This window comes from Rathayibacter sp. VKM Ac-2927 (genome assembly GCF_022815525.1).
Classification (GTDB): domain Bacteria; phylum Actinomycetota; class Actinomycetes; order Actinomycetales; family Microbacteriaceae; genus Rathayibacter; species Rathayibacter festucae.
In genome coordinates this window covers 646,166-661,757 of record NZ_JALGRT010000002.1, presented here as the reverse complement: position 1 = coordinate 661,757, position 15,592 = coordinate 646,166, and the positions used below count along the sequence as shown (strand labels likewise).

Below are 15,592 nucleotides of genomic sequence, written 5' to 3'. Positions count from 1 at the left end.
TGGTCGTCCCATCGTAGATCGATTCTGCTAAAGCGATTGACTTGGCGCGCTAAACCGCATAACTTCACCAGTCAAGCGGTTTAGCACCGCTATTCGTTCACTGGAGAGGGATGCACATGCGGTCGACCATCGCCGAGGAGGCGCTCCGATGGTGACCCTCGAGGGCTCGTGGGTCTGGGACTTCTGGCTGGCCGACGACGGCGACGAGTTCCACGCCTTCTTCCTGCACGCACCGACCTCGCTCGGCGAGGAGAGTCGCCGTCACCGGGCCGCCCGCATCGGCCACGCCGTCTCCTCGGACCTCTCGTCCTGGACCGTGCTCGGGGGCTCGCCGTTCGCGCCGGGAGACATCGGCGCGTTCGACGAGACCGCCACCTGGACCGGAAGCGTCGTCCGCGGCGACGACGGGCTGTGGCGGATGTTCTACACCGGCTCGCGCTTCCTCCACCCCGAGCCGCTCGTCGCGAACATCGAGACCATCGGCGTGGCCGTGTCCGCCGACCTGCGCAGCTGGGAGAAGCAGCCCGGCCCGGTCGTCGTCGCCGATCCGCGCTGGTACGAGACCTGGGGCACCTCCGAGTGGAAGGAGGAGGCCTGGCGCGACCCGTGGGTCTTCCGCGACCCGAGTGGCGACGGCTGGCACATGCTCGTCACGGCGCGCTCCACGGAGGGGCCGCTCGACGACCGCGGAGTGATCGGCCACGCCGTCTCGCCCGACCTCGTCAGCTGGGAGGTGCGCCCGCCGCTCTCGCGCCCCGGTGCCGGATTCGCGCACCTGGAGGTGCCGCAGGTCGAGCTCGTCGACGGCCGCTGGCTGCTGCTCTTCTCCTCGACGGAGGACTCGATGACCCCGGCGCACGCCCGAGCCCACCCGCGAGCGGGCACCTGGGCGGTCGAGGTGAACGATCCGACCCGGTGCTACGACCTCTCCGGCGCACGACCCCTGACGAAGGACTCGCTCTACTCGGGCCGCGTCATCCGCGATCGCGCGGGTCGCTGGCAGTTCCTCGCCTTCCGCACCGCCGACGAGAACGGCGTCTTCCTCGGCGGAATCGTCGACCCGATCGCCCTCGGCTCGGCCGAGCTCGCCGCCGCCGCTCGCTAGCGGCCCCGATCCCGCCGGGGCCCGCAGGCGCGTCCCGGCCGCTACCACTCAGCCTGCACCCCGCATCCGAGGACGGATGCGCTCGCACAGCACCAAGGAGAACCATGAGGAACACACGCACCATCCGTCGCGGCCCCCTGGTCGCCGTCGCGGTCGCCACGGCGATCGCCACGATGACCGGCTGCTCGGCCGGAGGCGATGGCGGCACGGACGCCGCCGCCGGCGACGGCACGGGAGAGATCAACGTCTGGGCGCACCAGGGCCAGGACAGCGAGAACGCGGCTCTGCAGGCCGCGGTCGACGGCTTCAACAGCTCGCAGGACGAGGTGACCGCGAAGCTGCGGATCATCTCCGGCGACACCTACACGACCACGATCACCAGCACGCCGAAGGACCAGCTCCCCGACGTGCTCGAGATCGACGGGCCGACGCTCGCGAGCTTCGTCTACAACGACAAGATCACCCCGATCAGCGACTTCGTCGACCAGGCCACCGTCGACAACGCCACCCCGGGCTCCATCGCCGAGGGCACCTCGGACGACGAGCTCTACGCGCTGGCGATGTTCGACTCCGCCATGGGTCTGTACGGCAACAAGACCCTGCTCGACGCCTCGGGGATCAGCGTGCCGACCTCGTTCGACACGGCCTGGACGGCCGACGAGTTCTCGGCCGCGCTGAAGACACTCGCCGCGGCGAACCCTTCGGGCAAGTCCATCGACCTCAACGAGGCCAGCCTGTCGGGGGAGTGGGGCACCTACGGCTTCGCGCCCCTCATCCAGTCCGCGGGCGGCAACCTGATCGAGGACGGCAAGGCCACCGGCGCCGTGGACTCGGACGCCAGCGTGCAGGCGCTGACCGACTTCGCGTCCTGGAAGGACTACTCCGACCCCAACTCCGACGGCAACGCGTTCGTCGACGGCCGGGTCGCGGTCGCCTGGGGCGGGCACTGGAACTACCCGACCTTCTCCGAGGCGCTCGGCGAGAACCTCGTCGCCCTGCCACTGCCGGACTTCGGCGACGGCTCCAAGGCCGGCGCCGGCTCCTGGACCTGGGGCATCGGCTCCGGCACGAAGAACGGCGACGCGGCCGGAGCGTTCCTGGACTACCTCCTGAACGACCAGAACGTCGGCGCGATGACCACCGCCAACGGCGCCCCGCCCGCGACGAAGACCGCCTTCGCCGCCGACGCCCTCTACCAGGACGGCGGCGGGCTGGCCCTCTGGGGTCAGCAGCTGGCGAACGCCTGCGCAGCGGACGCGATCACGGACGACTGCATCGCCGTCTACCGCCCCGTCACCGCCGGCTACCCGACGATCACCGCGAAGTTCTCCGGAGCCCTCGCCGCGGTCTGGGGCGGCGCGGACCCGAAGGAGTCCTTGACCGACGCGGCCACCGCGATCGATCAGAGCTTCGCGGACAACGACGACTACAAGTAGCCGATCCGGGCGGGCGCTCGCAGCCGGGCGCCCGCCCACCCCCTCCTGCCGTCCGGCACCGACGCCGACAACCGAAGGACTCCGACCGTGGCCTCACCCGTATCGACGCCGATGCTACCCGTCGCTCTCACCCGCGCCCGACCCCGCTTCCGCTGGAAGGACACCCGCGACGGCGCCCTCATGGCCGCCCCGGCGGTCCTCGGACTGATCGCCTTCGTCGCCGTCCCGTTCGTCGCGGCGATCGTGCTCTCGCTCTACAACGTCCAGGTCGACCAGTCCCGGCCCGCGAAGTTCTGGGGTCTCACCAACTACATCCGGCTCTTCACGGATCCGGTGATCTCGGGAGCGTTCCTGCGCTCGCTGGTCAACAACCTCGTCTTCGCGATCGTCGTGATCCCGGTGCAGACCGGCCTCGCGCTGCTGCTCGCCGTGCTTCTTAACCGCAAGCTCGCCGGCGTGCGCTTCTTCCGCACCTTCTTCTTCATGCCGGTCGTCTTCCCGATGGCCCTCGTCGCGGTCGTCTGGCGGCTCATCCTCGATCGCAGCAGCGACGGGCTGCTGAACTCCTCCGTCACCTTCGTCACCGGCGGGCTCGTCCCGGCGCACGACTGGCTCGGCTCCTCGGCGACCGCCCTCGGCTCGGTGATCCTGCTCTCGATCTGGCAGGGCGTCGGCTTCCAGATGGTGATCCTTCTCGCCGCGCTGCAGGAGATCCCGGAGGAGCGCTACGAGGCGGCCCGGCTCGACCGCGCGAACGGCTGGCAGCAGTTCGTCCACATCACGGTCCCGGGCATCCGCAACACGCTGATCTTCGTCACGCTGCTGACGACGATCCTGGCGTTCCGCGTCTACGACCAGGTCTTCATCCTGATCCGCACCGCCGGCGCCAACGAGGAGGGCACCCAGACCCTGCTCTACAACGCGACCCAGGCCATCTACAGCGAGAGCAACCTCGGGCGGGCGTCCGCCATCTCGGTGGTCCTCTTCCTGATCATCGTCGTCATCACCCTGATCCAGCGTCGGGTCCTCCGCCAAGGGAGCGAGAGTTGAGCACAGCATCGGGGCGCCGTACCGCCCGCACGGCGCGCGCCGTCCGCGACTACGTCGTGATGATCGCCGCCGCGGCACTCATGTTCGCGCCGATCTACTACCTCCTGATCGGCAGCCTCAAGCCGTCGGCGGAGGTGCTCGACGGCTTCGCCGGCTTCCTGCCGACGAACCTCTCCTTCGACAACTACGCCAGCGTCTTCACGGCGCTGAGCTTGGATGCGACCGGCCACTTCTGGCAGTTCTTCGCCAACTCGTTCGTGATCTCGCTCGTGATCGTCGTGGCGGGGCTCGTCGTCAACTCTCTGGCCGGCTACGCCTTCGCCCGGCTGGAGTGGGTGGGCCGCGACAAGGTGTTCCTGCTGATCGTGCTGCTCGTCATCGTGCCGTTCGAATCCGTCGCCATCCCGCTGATGTCCCTGCTCCAGGGACAGCGCGACACGCTCCTCGTGCAGATGATCCCGTTCATCGCGAACGCGTTCTCGGTGTTCCTCTTCTACACGTTCTTCCTCAACGTGCCCAAGAGCATGGAGGAGGCGGCCCGGCTCGACGGCCTCGGCGCCTGGGGGACCTTCGTGCGCGTCGTCGTCCCGAACTCGCGCCCGGTCTTCGCGACCGTCGCGATCCTGACCTTCCTCTCCTCCTGGGGCCAGTACCTCTGGCCCTCGCTGGTCACCTCGGATCCGGCCGCCCGGCCGCTGCCCCTCGAGATGAGCGTGTTCTCGGCACAGGTCCCGCCCGACTGGGGGCAGACGTTCGCCTTCGGCACGCTGCTGGTGCTGCCGGTGCTGATCGTCTTCCTGATCTTCCAGCGCTACTTCGTGCAGTCGGTCGCCGGCTCGGCCGTGAAGGGCTGATCCGCTCGCGTTGACCTCGTCAATAGTGAGTACACTCATTAATGAGTGCGCTCGCCACATCCGGTCGGGCCGCCGATCGTCTCCAGGAGTCCCCGTGCGCGCGTTCGTGATCGACAGGTACAAGCAGCCTCTGCACGAGGCCGACGTCCCCGAGCCGGTCGTCGGTCCGCGCGACGTCCTGGTGAAGGTGGCGGCCGCGGGGCTGAATCAGCTGGACGAGAAGATCCGCCTCGGCGAGTTCACGGCGATCCTCCCGTACACGACGCCGCTCGTCCTCGGCCACGACGTCGCCGGGACCGTCCTGCGCGTCGGGTCGGCGGTCCGCGGCTTAGCCGTCGGCGACACGGTCTACGCCCGCCCCCGCGACCACCGCATCGGGACCTTCGCCGAGCGCATCGCGATCGACGAGGCCGACGTGGCCCTCGCCCCGTCCTCGATCGGCCTCACCGAGGCGGCCTCGCTCCCGCTGGTGGCGCTGACCGCCTGGCAGGCGCTCGTCGTGAAGGGGAAGGTCGGCCCCGGATCGAGGGTCCTCATCCATGCCGGCTGCGGTGGAGTCGGCACCGTCGCGATCCAGCTGGCCAAGCTCCTCGGCGCCTTCGTCGCGACCACCGCGTCGGCGGCCCAGTCCGGCTTCCTCCACGACCTCGGCGCGGACCTGGTGATCGACTACCGCAGCCGGGACTTCGAGAAGGAGGTCTCCGGCTACGACGTCGTGCTCGACAGCCTCGGCGGCGAGAACCTCGCGAAGTCGCTGCGGGTGCTGGCTCCGGGAGGCCGGGCCGTGGGCATCTCCGGCCCGCCCGACCCCGCCTTCGCGAAGAAGAGAGGGCTGAACCCGGTCCTCCGCCTCGCGATCGCCGCCCTCAGCCTCGGGGTCCGCCGCCGCGCCCGCTCGCTGGGTGTCCACTACGAGTTCCTCTTCATGGAGTCGAGCGGCGAGCAGCTGACCCGCATCGCCGAGCTCGTCGACGCCGGCGCGATCCGCCCGGTCGTCGGTGCCACCTTCCCCTTCCACGAGACGCCCGCCGCACTCGCCTCCCTCGGAGCCTCCCGCGCCCGCGGCAAGACCGTCGTCCTCGGTCTCTGACACTCCTCCCGCCTACGCGCCCCTGAAGGAGCAGACACCATGAGCACCGCCGATCCCGTCATCACCTCGTACGCGCTCGCCCCCGCGAGGAGCGTCACCACGCAGGGCAAGACCTTCGCCTACCGCGAGCTGGGTCCGGAGGAGGGCGTCCCCGTCGTCTTCTTCGGGCACCTCGCCGCGAATCTCGACAACTGGGACCCGCGCATCGTCGACGCGATCGCGGCGCGGCGGCACGTGATCGCGTTCGACCAGCAGGGCGTCGGCGCCTCCGGAGGCACCGTGCCGGGCACGATCGAGGAGGCCGCCGACGACGCGTACCTCTTCGTCCGGGGCCTCGGTCTCGAGAAGGTCGACGTCTTCTCGTTCTCGATGGGCGGGATGATCGCGCAGGACCTCGTCGTGAAGCACCCCGAGCTCGTCCGCAGGCTGGTGCTCACGGGCACCGGTCCCCGCGGCGGGAAGGACATGGACAAGGTGGTGGGCGTCACGTACTTCGACCTCGTCCGCTCCGTCCTCACCCGCTCGGACATCAAGGAGTTCCTCTTCTTCCCGCGCGACGCCGCCGGCAGGAAGGCCGCCAAGCAGTTCGTGGGACGCCTGAAGGAGCGCACCGCCGACCGCGACGAGAAGGTCAGCACCAAGGCCTTCACGACCCAGCTGAAGGCGATCCAGCGCTTCGGCCGCTCGGCGCCGTCGGACCTGTCCGTCATCACCCAGCCCACGCTGATCGCCAACGGCGACCACGACCGCATGGTGCCCTCGGTGCTGTCCCATGATCTGCACCGGCGCATCGCGGGGTCCGAGCTGATCCTCTACCCGGACTCGGGGCACGGCGGGATCTTCCAGTACTGGGAGGAGTTCGCTCCCGTCGCGGCGGAGTTCCTGCGGCCCTGATCAGCGGCCGAGGTGGCGGTCGGGCCGGGCTGCCGGTCGGGTCGGGCTGTCTGTCAGGTCGGGCTGCGGTCAGGTCGGGCTGCGGTCAGGTCGGCAGGATCGCTGCGAGCTGAGCGCGGATCGCGGGGAGGATCGCCGCGACGTCGGGCTCGTCGCCGGCCGCGAGGGTGACGAAGACGACCGCGGAGACGACGCCGGCCACGGTGCTCGCGCTCGGCACGCCGCCGCGCTCGAGGATCTCGGCGATCGCCTCCTCGCTCCGGCCGACGATCGAGCGAGCTTCGGCGTGGTGCGGCTCCGCGGGGTCGCCGAAGACCATCTCGCGGAGGTAGACGCGGCCGTTGCCGACGTGGGCGCGGTTGCAGGCGACGATCGGCGCGACCAGCGCGAGCACGGCGTCGAGCACCGTCCCGGCGTCCGCGGCGGCGGCCCGGCCGCGCTCGAGGGCCTCGGCGTAGTGAGCGTTCTGCACGAGCAGCAGCAGCTCGCTCTTCGTCCTCGCGTAGAGGAAGAGAGTGCCGGTGCCGATGTCGGCGCGCTCGGCGATCTGCTGCGTGGTCACGTCGTCGACGCCGTGCTCGGCGAACAGCTCGCTCGCCGCCGCGGTGATCCGCTCGAGCTTGGCGAGCTTGTTCCGCTCGCGGCGCCCGGGCGCCGCCGAGGGCAGTGCAGTCGACATCGGGCCTCCCGGGCTGAGGAACCGAGTGTACTCAGTTCTGCGGGGAGGGCCTCGGGCTCGATGCGCCGCCTGCTCCTTGCTGATCGAGTAGCCCGCGCAGCGGGCGTATCGAGCGGAGGGGGCGCCTCCGGCGCCACCGCGGGGCGGGGAAGAGACCGACGTTCATGCGGTGGTGGGTCTCGATACGCCCCTGCGGGGCTACTCGACCAGCATGAAAAAGGGGCGCCGCGCGTCCTTTCCCTCACCACCGAGACGCGAAGCGGCTTCGCCGCTCGATACGCCGCGTGCCGCGGCTACTCGACCAGCATGTTTGCGGCGTCTCTTCCACGTAGATCCACCCGCGCCCGAAGAGAAGTCCGCAGGCCTGCGCCGCTGGTGACGGTGGGTCTCGATACGCCGCGTGCCGCGGCTACTCGACCGGCAGGACGGGGCGCAACCGCGTCCTCTCCCTCATCACCGGGACGCGAAGCGGCTTCCGCTCGATAGGCCGCGTGCCGCGGCTGCTCGAGCGGCAGCGCTCCTCGAGTGGACCCGGGACGGGGCCCAGCGAAGGCGCAGCGCCCGTTGCGCGTCCACTCGCGCGAGTCGGGGACGGCGAGTGGACGCGTACGGGGGTCTGCCCGATGCTCGATGCCCACCGCGAGTCGATCGGAGGACTCCTGTTGATCGAGTAGGCCGCGGAGCGGCCGTATCGAGCGGAGGGGGCGCCTCCGGCGCCACCGCGGGGCGGGGAAGAGACCGACGTTCATGCGGTGGTGGGTCTCGATACGCCCCTGCGGGGCTACTCGACCAGCATGCTGCGGGCGTCTCTTCCAAGGAGACCCACCTCGGTCGGAAGGGGAGTCCGCAGACCGCCCTGCTGGTGACGGTGGGTCTCGATACGCCGTGTGCCGCGGCTACTCGACCTGCATGGGGGCCGCGCAGCGGGCGTTTCGAGATCCAGCGGCGTCAGAAGAACGAGTCTGCAGACCCGCCCTGCTGACGACGGCGGGTCTCGATACGCCCCTTCGGGGCTACTCGACCACCATGACGCGGCGCAGCCGCGTCCTCTCCCTCATCACTGAGACGCGAAGCGGCTTCGCCGCTCGATACGCTGCGCCGCGGCCGTTCGACCAGCGCGAGGGGGCTGCATGCGGCGGCCGTCAGGCGAGAGTGAGCGTGGTCACCCGGCTGGTCAGCGGGTGCTCCGCGGGCAGGGCCAGCAGCTCCTCGGCGCCGGTCAGCCCGTCGCCGCGCGGGACGGTCGACCGGAAGAACGGACGGCGCTGATGCAGCTCGCCGACGAAGGCGCGGGTGATCGCGTCGGACTGGAACAGCCCTCCGATCGCGCAGACCGCCGACGCGCTGTCCGTGTCGGCCCCCACGCGAGCGAGGCCCGCGGCCACCGCGAGGGCGAGCTCGGCGGCCCCGCACCGGCAGATCTCCGCCGCCACCGCGTCGCCGTCCGCTTCGGCGTCGGTCACCCAGCGCGAGAACGAGGCCGTCCGCCGGATGTGTCCCGGATCGGCCTGGAGCTGGAGGTAGGCGTCCTCGACGTCGCCGAACTCGTCGCGGACGCGGTCGAGGAGGACGGTCGCCGGGCCTCGGCCGTCGTAGGCGCGTAGCGCGGCCGTCAGCGCCGCTCGCCCGAACCAGTAGCCGCTGCCGGCGTCGCCCATGATGTTGCCCCAGCCGTCCACTCGGGCGACGGAGCTCTCGCCTACCGCGAGGGTGACGACTCCGGTCCCGGCGGCGACGACCGCGCCCTGCTCGGCGCCGAGCGCCCCGAGGTAGGACGTCACCGAGTCGTGCGCGATCGAGACCGAGCGGACGCCCAGGTGCGACAGCGCGTGCAGATCGCGGAGGTCCTCCGTGCCGGCGAAGCCTGTCGCGCCGATGGCGACCGCGTCGAGCGCCCCGACGTCGGCATGGACGCGGCGGACGACGTCGGCGAGCTGCGCCGCCACCGGGAGATCGGTGCGGATTCCCCGGTGACGGCTGAGGTCGAGCTCGATCCGCGGCCGCTCGGAGCCGCGCACCACCATCGCGCGCACCCCGCTCTGGCCGGCGTCGAGCGCGAGCCGCTGCATCACGACGCTGCTCCCGTCCTCGATCAGCGGGCGAAGCGGAGCGTCACGACCTGGAACGGCCGGAGGCCCAGGGTGACGGAGGCGTCGCCCTGCTCGAAGGACCGGGTGCGCGGCATGTCGTCGCGCAACGGCCGCTCGAGCAGGTCGACCTCGGTGACGGCCGCGAAGCGGAACGCCGTGGTCAGCGTGGTGCTCGAGCGGCTGCCCGCCGCCTCGTAGAGGCGCACGACGACGTCGCCCGAGCGGTCGTCGGCGAGCTTGACGCTCTCGATGTGCGCGGTCCCGCCGTCGAGGGCGAGCAGCGACCAGGCCTGCGCGGTCGATTCGCCGTCGGCCGCGAGGCGCAGCGGCAGGTTCTGCTCGTAGCCGGAGACCACGACGTCCTCGATGCTCGCACCGGGGTGCAGCGCGTAGTCGAAGCGGTGGTGGCCGAGGTCCTGCTCCGGGTCGGGAGAGCGGGCGGCGCGCACCAGGCTGATGCGCACCTCCGTCTCGACCTCGCCTGTGACGCCGACGGTGCGGGTGATGTCGTGGCCGTAGCTGCCGGCGTTGGTGAGGCCGACGCCGTAGCCGGGCTCCTCGACGTGGACCCAGCGGTGCGCCATGACCTCGAAGCGCGCGTCGTCCCAGGAGGTGTTGGTGTGTGTGGGGCGGCGGACGTGCCCGTACTGGATCTCGGCGCTGTGGTGCTGCGCGTGCACGACCAGCGGGAAGGTCACCTTGAGCAGCTTCTCGACCTCGGCCCAGTCGACCTCGGTGCGCAGGTGCACGCGCGGGTCGTCGGCGACGACCGAGACGAACTGCTCGACGCGCGAGGCTCCGAAGCTGCGGACGATGCGCACCGTGGCGCGGAGCGGCCCGGACTCGACGAGCTCGATCGACTCGGTCTCGACGAGATCGGTGCGGCTGTGGCGGTAGTGCGCGTCGATGTCCCAGGCGTCCCACGCGTTCGGGAGGTCCTCGTGCAGCTGGAGGAGGTTGGCGGGGCGGCCCTCGGGGACGAGCTCGCGGCCGGCGACGAGGTCGCGGATCGAGGTGAGCAGTCCGCGCTCGTCGATCACGACGCCGACGAGGCCGTTCGAGAGGCGCGTCACCGAGCCCTCGACGGGGTGGACGGGCTCCACCGCGACCAGCGGCGCGATGCCGCTGCCGGGCACCCGGACGAGGGCGCGAGCGGAGCCGTCGGCGGACTCGACGAGCCCGGTGCGCTCGTGGTCGGCCGTGTTCAGGACCGCGCCGGCGGGGGCGACGAGGGCGACCGCCGCCGTGATGAGGGCGTCGAGCTCCGCGGCGTTCGCGGCGTACTCCGCCTCGTTCTCCTGGTGCACCCAGGCGATCGAGGAGCCGGGCAGGATGTCGTGGAACTGCTGCAGGAGAGTCGCCTGCCACAGCCGGTCGAGCGCCGCGTAGGGGTACTCGGCCCCGGCCTGCACGGCCGCGGCGGCCCACCACAGCTCGGCCTCGCGGAGGCGGTGCTCGGCGACGCGGTTGCCGCGCTTCTCGCGGGCGTGCGAGGTGAAGGTGCCGCGGTGCAGCTCGAGGTAGAGCTCGCCGACCCAGACGGGGGCGTCGGGGTACTCGGCCTGCGCGCGGGCGAAGAACTCGTCGGGGTGCTCGATCACGACCTTCGGCGAGCCCTCGAGCGACTCGACGCGGCGCTGGCGCTCCATCATCTCGCGGATGGGGCCGCCGCCGCCGTCGCCGTAGCCGAACGGCACGAGCGAGGTGGTCGCGCGGCCCTTCTCCCGGAACTGGCGCACCGCGTGGTGCAGCTCCTCGCCCTCGAGGGTCGCGTTGTAGGTGTCGATCGGCGGGAAGTGGGTGAAGATCCGGGAGCCGTCGATGCCCTCCCACCAGAAGGTGTGGTGCGGGAAGGTGTTGGTCTGGTTCCAGGACAGCTTCTGCGTGAGGAACCACTCGAGGCCGGCGAGGAGCGCGATCTGCGGGAACGCGGCGGTGTAGCCGAAGGAGTCCGGCAGCCAGACGCCCTTCGTCTCGACGTCGAGCTCGTCGTGGAAGAAGCGCATGCCCTGGGTGATCTGGCGCACCATCGCCTCGCCACCGGGCAGGTTGCCGTCGGGCTCGACCCACTGCGAGCCGACCGGGATCCAGGTGCCGTCGGCGATCGCCGCCTTGATCCCCTCCCAGACGCTCGGGTAGCGCTCCTTGACCCACGCGTACTGCTGGGCCGAGGAGCAGGCGAAGCGGAGCTCGGGGTAGTCCTTCGCGAGCTCGAGGACGTTCGAGAAGGTGCGGCCGGTCTTGCGCTTGGTCTCGCGGATCGGCCAGAGCCAGGCGCTGTCGATGTGCGCGTGGCCGATGCCGCTGAGCACGTGGGCGGAGGGGTTCGCGGGGCTCGCGAGCACCTCGGCGAGCTCGGCGCGCGCGGCCGCGGCGGTGCCGACGATGTCGTCCAGGCGCAGCACGTCGAGGGAGCGCTCGAGCGCGCGGAGGACCTCGTGCCGGCGCGGATCGGTCTCGGCCAGCTCCTTCACCAGCTGGTAGAGCACCTCGATGTCGAAGCGCAGCGCCCAGACCTCGGGCTCGAAGACCGCGAGCTGCGCGGTGCGGAAGCGGTAGATCGGCGTCTGCGGCGCGGTCTTCTTGTCGCCGAAGGCCGTCGGGACGAACTCGTTCACCAGGATGTCCGGGTTCGCCGCCGCCTCGACGAAGAAGTGCACGGGCTCGCCGCCCATTGCGTCCTCGGCGATGCGCACGTACATGTTGCGCGGGTGGATGCCTTTGACGGGGACGCCGTCGGGCGTGAAGACCAGGCACTCCGCCTGGTTGCCGGGCCAGTCGCCCTGGAAGCCGGGGTCGAGCACGAGCTCGACGGTCCGGCCCGCCCACTCGCCGGGGACCTCTCCGGTGACCTCGAACCACCAGGTCGACCAGGCGCGCCCCCACGGCTGCTCGAGCGCGAAGGGCGTGTACTCGGCGGCGAGAGCCTCGGCGGCGGGGACGGGCTCGTCGGGGACGGTCCACGAGCGCAGCGACACGGGGGCCGTCGCGGAGTAGACGGCGGGGACGATGCGCTCGGTCAGGACGCGGGCGATGCGCTCCTCGACGAGCTTCTGGTTCTGGTGCACGACGGATTCCTCGGGATCGTTTCGGGGAGGGTGTGGGGGAGGGGCTGCTCAGCGCAGGTACGCGAGCTCGCCGAAAGTCGCGGTCGCGTCCTCGAGCAGGGCCCGCGCGATGCCGACGGAGTCGATCAGCGGGTGGTGGGCGAGGGCCCGGACGGCCGCCGCGCGCGAGCCGCTGAGCGCAGCCTCGATGGTCTGCCGCTCGACGTACTTGACGCTCGTCACGAGCCCGCGGCCGAAGTCGGGGATGCTCGACCCGGGCACGGGGTGCGCGCCCGTCGCGTCGACGATGCACGGCACCTCGACGACGGCCTCGTCGTCGAGCAGATCGAGCACGCCGCGGTTGGGCACGTTGAGGATCAGCCGGGCGCTCTGGTCGTGCGCGATGCCGCGCATCAGGGCGATGGCGACGTCCTCGTAGCCGCCCGACACCAGGTCGTCCTCGTCGCGCTCGCCCATGCCGACCGACTGCCGGTTCGAGGCCATGTAGGTCTGCTCGCGGTCGTGGCGGCAGGCCTCCCAGAGCGCGAGCGGGCTGTGCGCGGAGTGCGCGGCCTCCGCGTAGAAGCGCCCCTGCTGCTCCACCAGGTAGCCGCCGCGCGAGCGCGGGGCGAGCTGGTCGGCGTGCAGCACCTCGCGGGTGAAGGAGTAGTAGTGCAGGTACTCGTTGGGCAGCACTCCGAGGGTCCGGATCCAGTCCGCCCCGAAGAGGCGGCCCTCCTCGAACGACTCGAGGCGCTCGGGCTGCTCGAGCAGCTCCGGGAGGCGGTCGACGCCGTCGACGACCAGGGAGCGGACCCAGCCGAGGTGGTTGAGCCCCGCGTACTCGATCCGGGCGTCGGCCGACTGCACGCCGAGGGCGCCCAGCGCGCGCCGGGCGAGCCCGATCGGCGAGTCGCAGATCCCTATGACCCGGTCGCCGAGCACCCGCGACATCGCCTCGGTGACCACACCCGCCGGGTTGGTGAAGTTGATGACCCAGGCCTCCGGGGCCAGCCGCTTGATCGTCTCGGCCAGGCGCATCACCACCGGCAGCGTGCGCAGCGCGTAGGAGATGCCGCCGTAGCCGACCGTCTCCTGGCCTATCACGCCGTGCGAGAGCCCGATGCGCTCGTCGCTCCAGCGACCGGTCATCCCGCCGACGCGGATCGCCGAGAAGACGAAGTCGGCGCCGGGCAGCGCCTCCTCGAGGTCGGTGTGGATCGACACGACCGGGGCGTCCGCGTGCGGCGCGCTCTGCTCGGCGAGGATCCGCGCCGTGACCTCGAGCTTCGAGCGGTCGGTGTCGACCAGCGCGACCGAGGTGACCCGGCCGGGTTCGTGGTCGCGCACCAGGGCGGAGAAGACGAGGGGGACGCGGAAGCCGCCTCCACCGAGTAGGACCAGTTTCATGCGACGGTGACCTCCACACCCTGGGCGGCGAGGGCGGCGGCGGTCGTCGCCGGCGGCACCTCGTCCGTGATGACGCCGGTCAGGGAGGAGACGGGCGCGATGCGCGCGATTCCCAGACCGGGGAACTTGCTGGAGTCGGCCAGCACCGTCGCCCGGTCGCAGGCGTCCATCATCGCTCGCTTGATCGGGACCTGGGCGATCGTGGTGTCGCGCAGGTCGCCGTTGTCGGCGATGCCGCTCACTCCGAGGAGCGCGTGGTCGGCGTGCACCGAGCGCAGGCACTCGGTCGTGAGATGGCCGGAGACCGAGCGGTAGACCGGGTCGTAGTCGCCCGGGAGCAGGATGAGGTGCACCTCGCGGTCGTCGCGCAGGGTCTCGTAGACGGCCAGGCTCGGCGTGATGATCGTCACCCTGCGGTGGTGCAGCATCCGCGCCACCTGGAGCGTGGTCGTGCCGATGTCCAGGATGAGCGACTGCCCGTCCTCCACTCCCGCCACCACGTGCGCCGCGATGCGCTCTTTCGCGTCGCGGTTGACGGGTTCGACGTCAGCGAACGGCGCGTCGGCGTCGAGCACGACGGCGCCGCCGTGGGTGCGGCGGAGCAGCCCCGCCTCGTCGAGCCGCTGCAGGTCGCGGCGCATCGTGGCGATGCTCGTCTTCGCGGCGTCCGCGAGCTCGGCGACCGACGCGGCTCGAGCGGCGCGGAGGTGGTCGAGGATGGCGAGATCTCTGGTGTCCTTCATCGCCACGACCCTAGCGCTCAAAATCGCTCAATCGCAAATCTTTTCCAAGCAGAAGTCTTCATTTACCGATCACGCCGTGCTAGAAACTCCTCACACCGTCGTGCACTGTCGCGGCCTGCCTCGCACACCGCGCCGCAGGATCCGCCCCATCGAGAGGATTCCGGATGATCGACAGCCGTCCTGAGACCGGTCTTCTGACCGTGGGCCAGCTGTTCCTCGACCTCGTCTACGCGGCGCTGCCCGAGGCCCCCACTCCCGGCCGGGAGATCTGGACCGCCGACTTCGGCCTCACCCCGGGCGGCATCGCGAACTTCGCGATCGTCGGAGCGCGGCTCGGATTCCCGACCCGCGTCGTCGCCGCGGTGGGAACGGACCGGCAGAGCGCCCTGTGCCTCGACCTGCTCGCCGTGGAGGGCATCGACCTCGGCGGCGCCGTGGAGGTCGCCGGCTGGTCGGTCCCCGTGACCGCGTCGCTCGGCTGGGCGGGCGATCGCGCGCTGGTGACCGGCGGGACGCCCGCTCCGCTGACCGCCGACGAGCTGCTCGCCGCCGGCCCGCCCCGCGCGGCGGTCGCGACGGCGCACCTCGAGCCCGGCGGCTCGCGCTGGCTCTCCGCCGCCTCCGCTGCCGGCACCCGCGTCTTCGGCGACGTCGGCTGGGACGAGAGCGGCGACTGGGACACCGCGATCCTCGCCCAGCTCTCCGACTGCTACGCCTTCCTCCCCAACGACCTCGAGGCGATGGCCTACACCCGCGCCGACGATGCACGGGCGGCCGCGTGCTCGCTGGCCGAGCGGGTCGAGCTGAGCGTGGTGACGATGGGCGCCGAGGGCGTGATCGCCGTCGACTCCGGCACCGGCGAGGAGGTCGTCCGCCCCACCGTGCGGATCCGCGCGGTCGACTCCACCGGGGCGGGCGACGTCTTCGGCGCCGCCCTCGCCGTCGCGACGACGGCCCCGTGGTCGCTCGCGGAGCGGGTCGACTTCGCCTGCCTGGTCGCTGCCGTCACCGTCTCCCGCCCCGGCGGAGCCTCCGCCGCACCCCGGCTCGACGAGCTCCTGCCCTGGCTCGCCGTCCACCAGGACGCCGCGGCGCCTGGCCGCTACGACTTCCTGCGCGACGCGCTCGCGCAGGGGAAGCCCCACCCCTTCACCCCCACGCTCGCCGCCCTCCCGACCCCCCACGATTGAGAGC

Annotated in this window: 12 protein-coding genes; 7 read left to right on the top strand and 5 right to left on the bottom strand. The window is 71.4% G+C overall.

Going from position 1 to position 15,592, the window contains the following annotated elements:
- Positions 1-148 precede the first annotated feature (148 nt).
- The 6 genes from MT353_RS08245 to MT353_RS08220 all read left to right on the top strand — a co-directional run bounded on the left by MT353_RS08245 (position 149) and on the right by MT353_RS08220 (position 6,429).
- Positions 149-1,105: a glycosyl hydrolase family 32 gene (locus MT353_RS08245; protein ID WP_243624097.1), complete on the top strand. Its 957-nt coding sequence runs from the start codon at positions 149-151 to the stop codon at positions 1,103-1,105.
- A 104-nt stretch (positions 1,106-1,209) separates the two neighbouring features.
- The gene (locus MT353_RS08240; RefSeq protein ID WP_243624096.1) at positions 1,210-2,541 is read left to right on the top strand and encodes an extracellular solute-binding protein; all 1,332 of its coding nucleotides are present in this window, start codon (positions 1,210-1,212) and stop codon (positions 2,539-2,541) included.
- Positions 2,542-2,628: 87 nt separating this feature from the next.
- The gene (locus MT353_RS08235; RefSeq protein ID WP_243624094.1) at positions 2,629-3,591 is read left to right on the top strand and encodes a carbohydrate ABC transporter permease; all 963 of its coding nucleotides are present in this window, start codon (positions 2,629-2,631) and stop codon (positions 3,589-3,591) included.
- Positions 3,588-4,445: a carbohydrate ABC transporter permease gene (locus tag MT353_RS08230; RefSeq protein ID WP_243624093.1), complete on the top strand. Its 858-nt coding sequence runs from the start codon at positions 3,588-3,590 to the stop codon at positions 4,443-4,445. The genes MT353_RS08235 and MT353_RS08230 overlap by 4 nt, the downstream gene beginning before the upstream one ends.
- Positions 4,446-4,539: 94 nt before the next feature.
- The gene (locus MT353_RS08225) at positions 4,540-5,535 is read left to right on the top strand and encodes an NADP-dependent oxidoreductase (protein ID WP_243624091.1); all 996 of its coding nucleotides are present in this window, start codon (positions 4,540-4,542) and stop codon (positions 5,533-5,535) included.
- A gap of 39 nt (positions 5,536-5,574) precedes the next feature.
- On the top strand, positions 5,575-6,429 hold the full coding sequence (locus tag MT353_RS08220) for an alpha/beta fold hydrolase (protein ID WP_127887665.1): 855 nt from the start codon (positions 5,575-5,577) through the stop codon (positions 6,427-6,429).
- A gap of 85 nt (positions 6,430-6,514) precedes the next feature.
- On the opposite strand, the gene MT353_RS08215 is transcribed toward MT353_RS08220, so the two are convergent.
- From MT353_RS08215 to MT353_RS08195, 5 genes are all read right to left on the bottom strand, one after another.
- On the bottom strand, positions 6,515-7,108 hold the full coding sequence (locus MT353_RS08215) for a TetR/AcrR family transcriptional regulator (RefSeq protein WP_127887664.1): 594 nt from the start codon (positions 7,106-7,108) through the stop codon (positions 6,515-6,517).
- A gap of 1,142 nt (positions 7,109-8,250) precedes the next feature.
- Complete coding sequence (locus tag MT353_RS08210) at positions 8,251-9,177, bottom strand: BadF/BadG/BcrA/BcrD ATPase family protein (protein ID WP_243624233.1); 927 nt, start codon at positions 9,175-9,177, stop codon at positions 8,251-8,253.
- Between the two features lie 23 nt (positions 9,178-9,200).
- Positions 9,201-12,266: a glycoside hydrolase family 38 C-terminal domain-containing protein gene (locus MT353_RS08205; RefSeq protein ID WP_243624090.1), complete on the bottom strand. Its 3,066-nt coding sequence runs from the start codon at positions 12,264-12,266 to the stop codon at positions 9,201-9,203.
- Between the two features lie 48 nt (positions 12,267-12,314).
- Positions 12,315-13,655: a 6-phospho-beta-glucosidase gene (locus MT353_RS08200; protein WP_243624088.1), complete on the bottom strand. Its 1,341-nt coding sequence runs from the start codon at positions 13,653-13,655 to the stop codon at positions 12,315-12,317.
- Complete coding sequence (locus tag MT353_RS08195; RefSeq protein ID WP_123706522.1) at positions 13,652-14,398, bottom strand: DeoR/GlpR family DNA-binding transcription regulator; 747 nt, start codon at positions 14,396-14,398, stop codon at positions 13,652-13,654. Before MT353_RS08195 ends, MT353_RS08200 begins: the two co-directional genes overlap by 4 nt.
- Positions 14,399-14,562: 164 nt before the next feature.
- Between MT353_RS08195 and MT353_RS08190 the strand changes: the two genes are divergently transcribed.
- Positions 14,563-15,588 carry a carbohydrate kinase family protein gene (locus MT353_RS08190; RefSeq protein ID WP_243624086.1) on the top strand — a complete coding sequence of 342 codons (1,026 nt, stop codon included), beginning with the start codon at positions 14,563-14,565 and terminating at the stop codon, positions 15,586-15,588.
- Positions 15,589-15,592: the final 4 nt, after the last annotated feature.

Coding starts and splice junctions, on each gene's coding strand:
- MT353_RS08245 (WP_243624097.1), top strand. CDS start 149: ATGGTGACCCTCGAGGGCTCGTGGGTCTGGGACTTCTGGCTGGCCGAC.
- MT353_RS08215 (WP_127887664.1), bottom strand. CDS start 7,108: ATGTCGACTGCACTGCCCTCGGCGGCGCCCGGGCGCCGCGAGCGGAAC.
- MT353_RS08240 (WP_243624096.1), top strand. CDS start 1,210: ATGAGGAACACACGCACCATCCGTCGCGGCCCCCTGGTCGCCGTCGCG.
- MT353_RS08195 (WP_123706522.1), bottom strand. CDS start 14,398: ATGAAGGACACCAGAGATCTCGCCATCCTCGACCACCTCCGCGCCGCT.
- MT353_RS08220 (WP_127887665.1), top strand. CDS start 5,575: ATGAGCACCGCCGATCCCGTCATCACCTCGTACGCGCTCGCCCCCGCG.
- MT353_RS08190 (WP_243624086.1), top strand. CDS start 14,563: ATGATCGACAGCCGTCCTGAGACCGGTCTTCTGACCGTGGGCCAGCTG.
- MT353_RS08210 (WP_243624233.1), bottom strand. CDS start 9,177: ATGCAGCGGCTCGCGCTCGACGCCGGCCAGAGCGGGGTGCGCGCGATG.
- MT353_RS08200 (WP_243624088.1), bottom strand. CDS start 13,655: ATGAAACTGGTCCTACTCGGTGGAGGCGGCTTCCGCGTCCCCCTCGTC.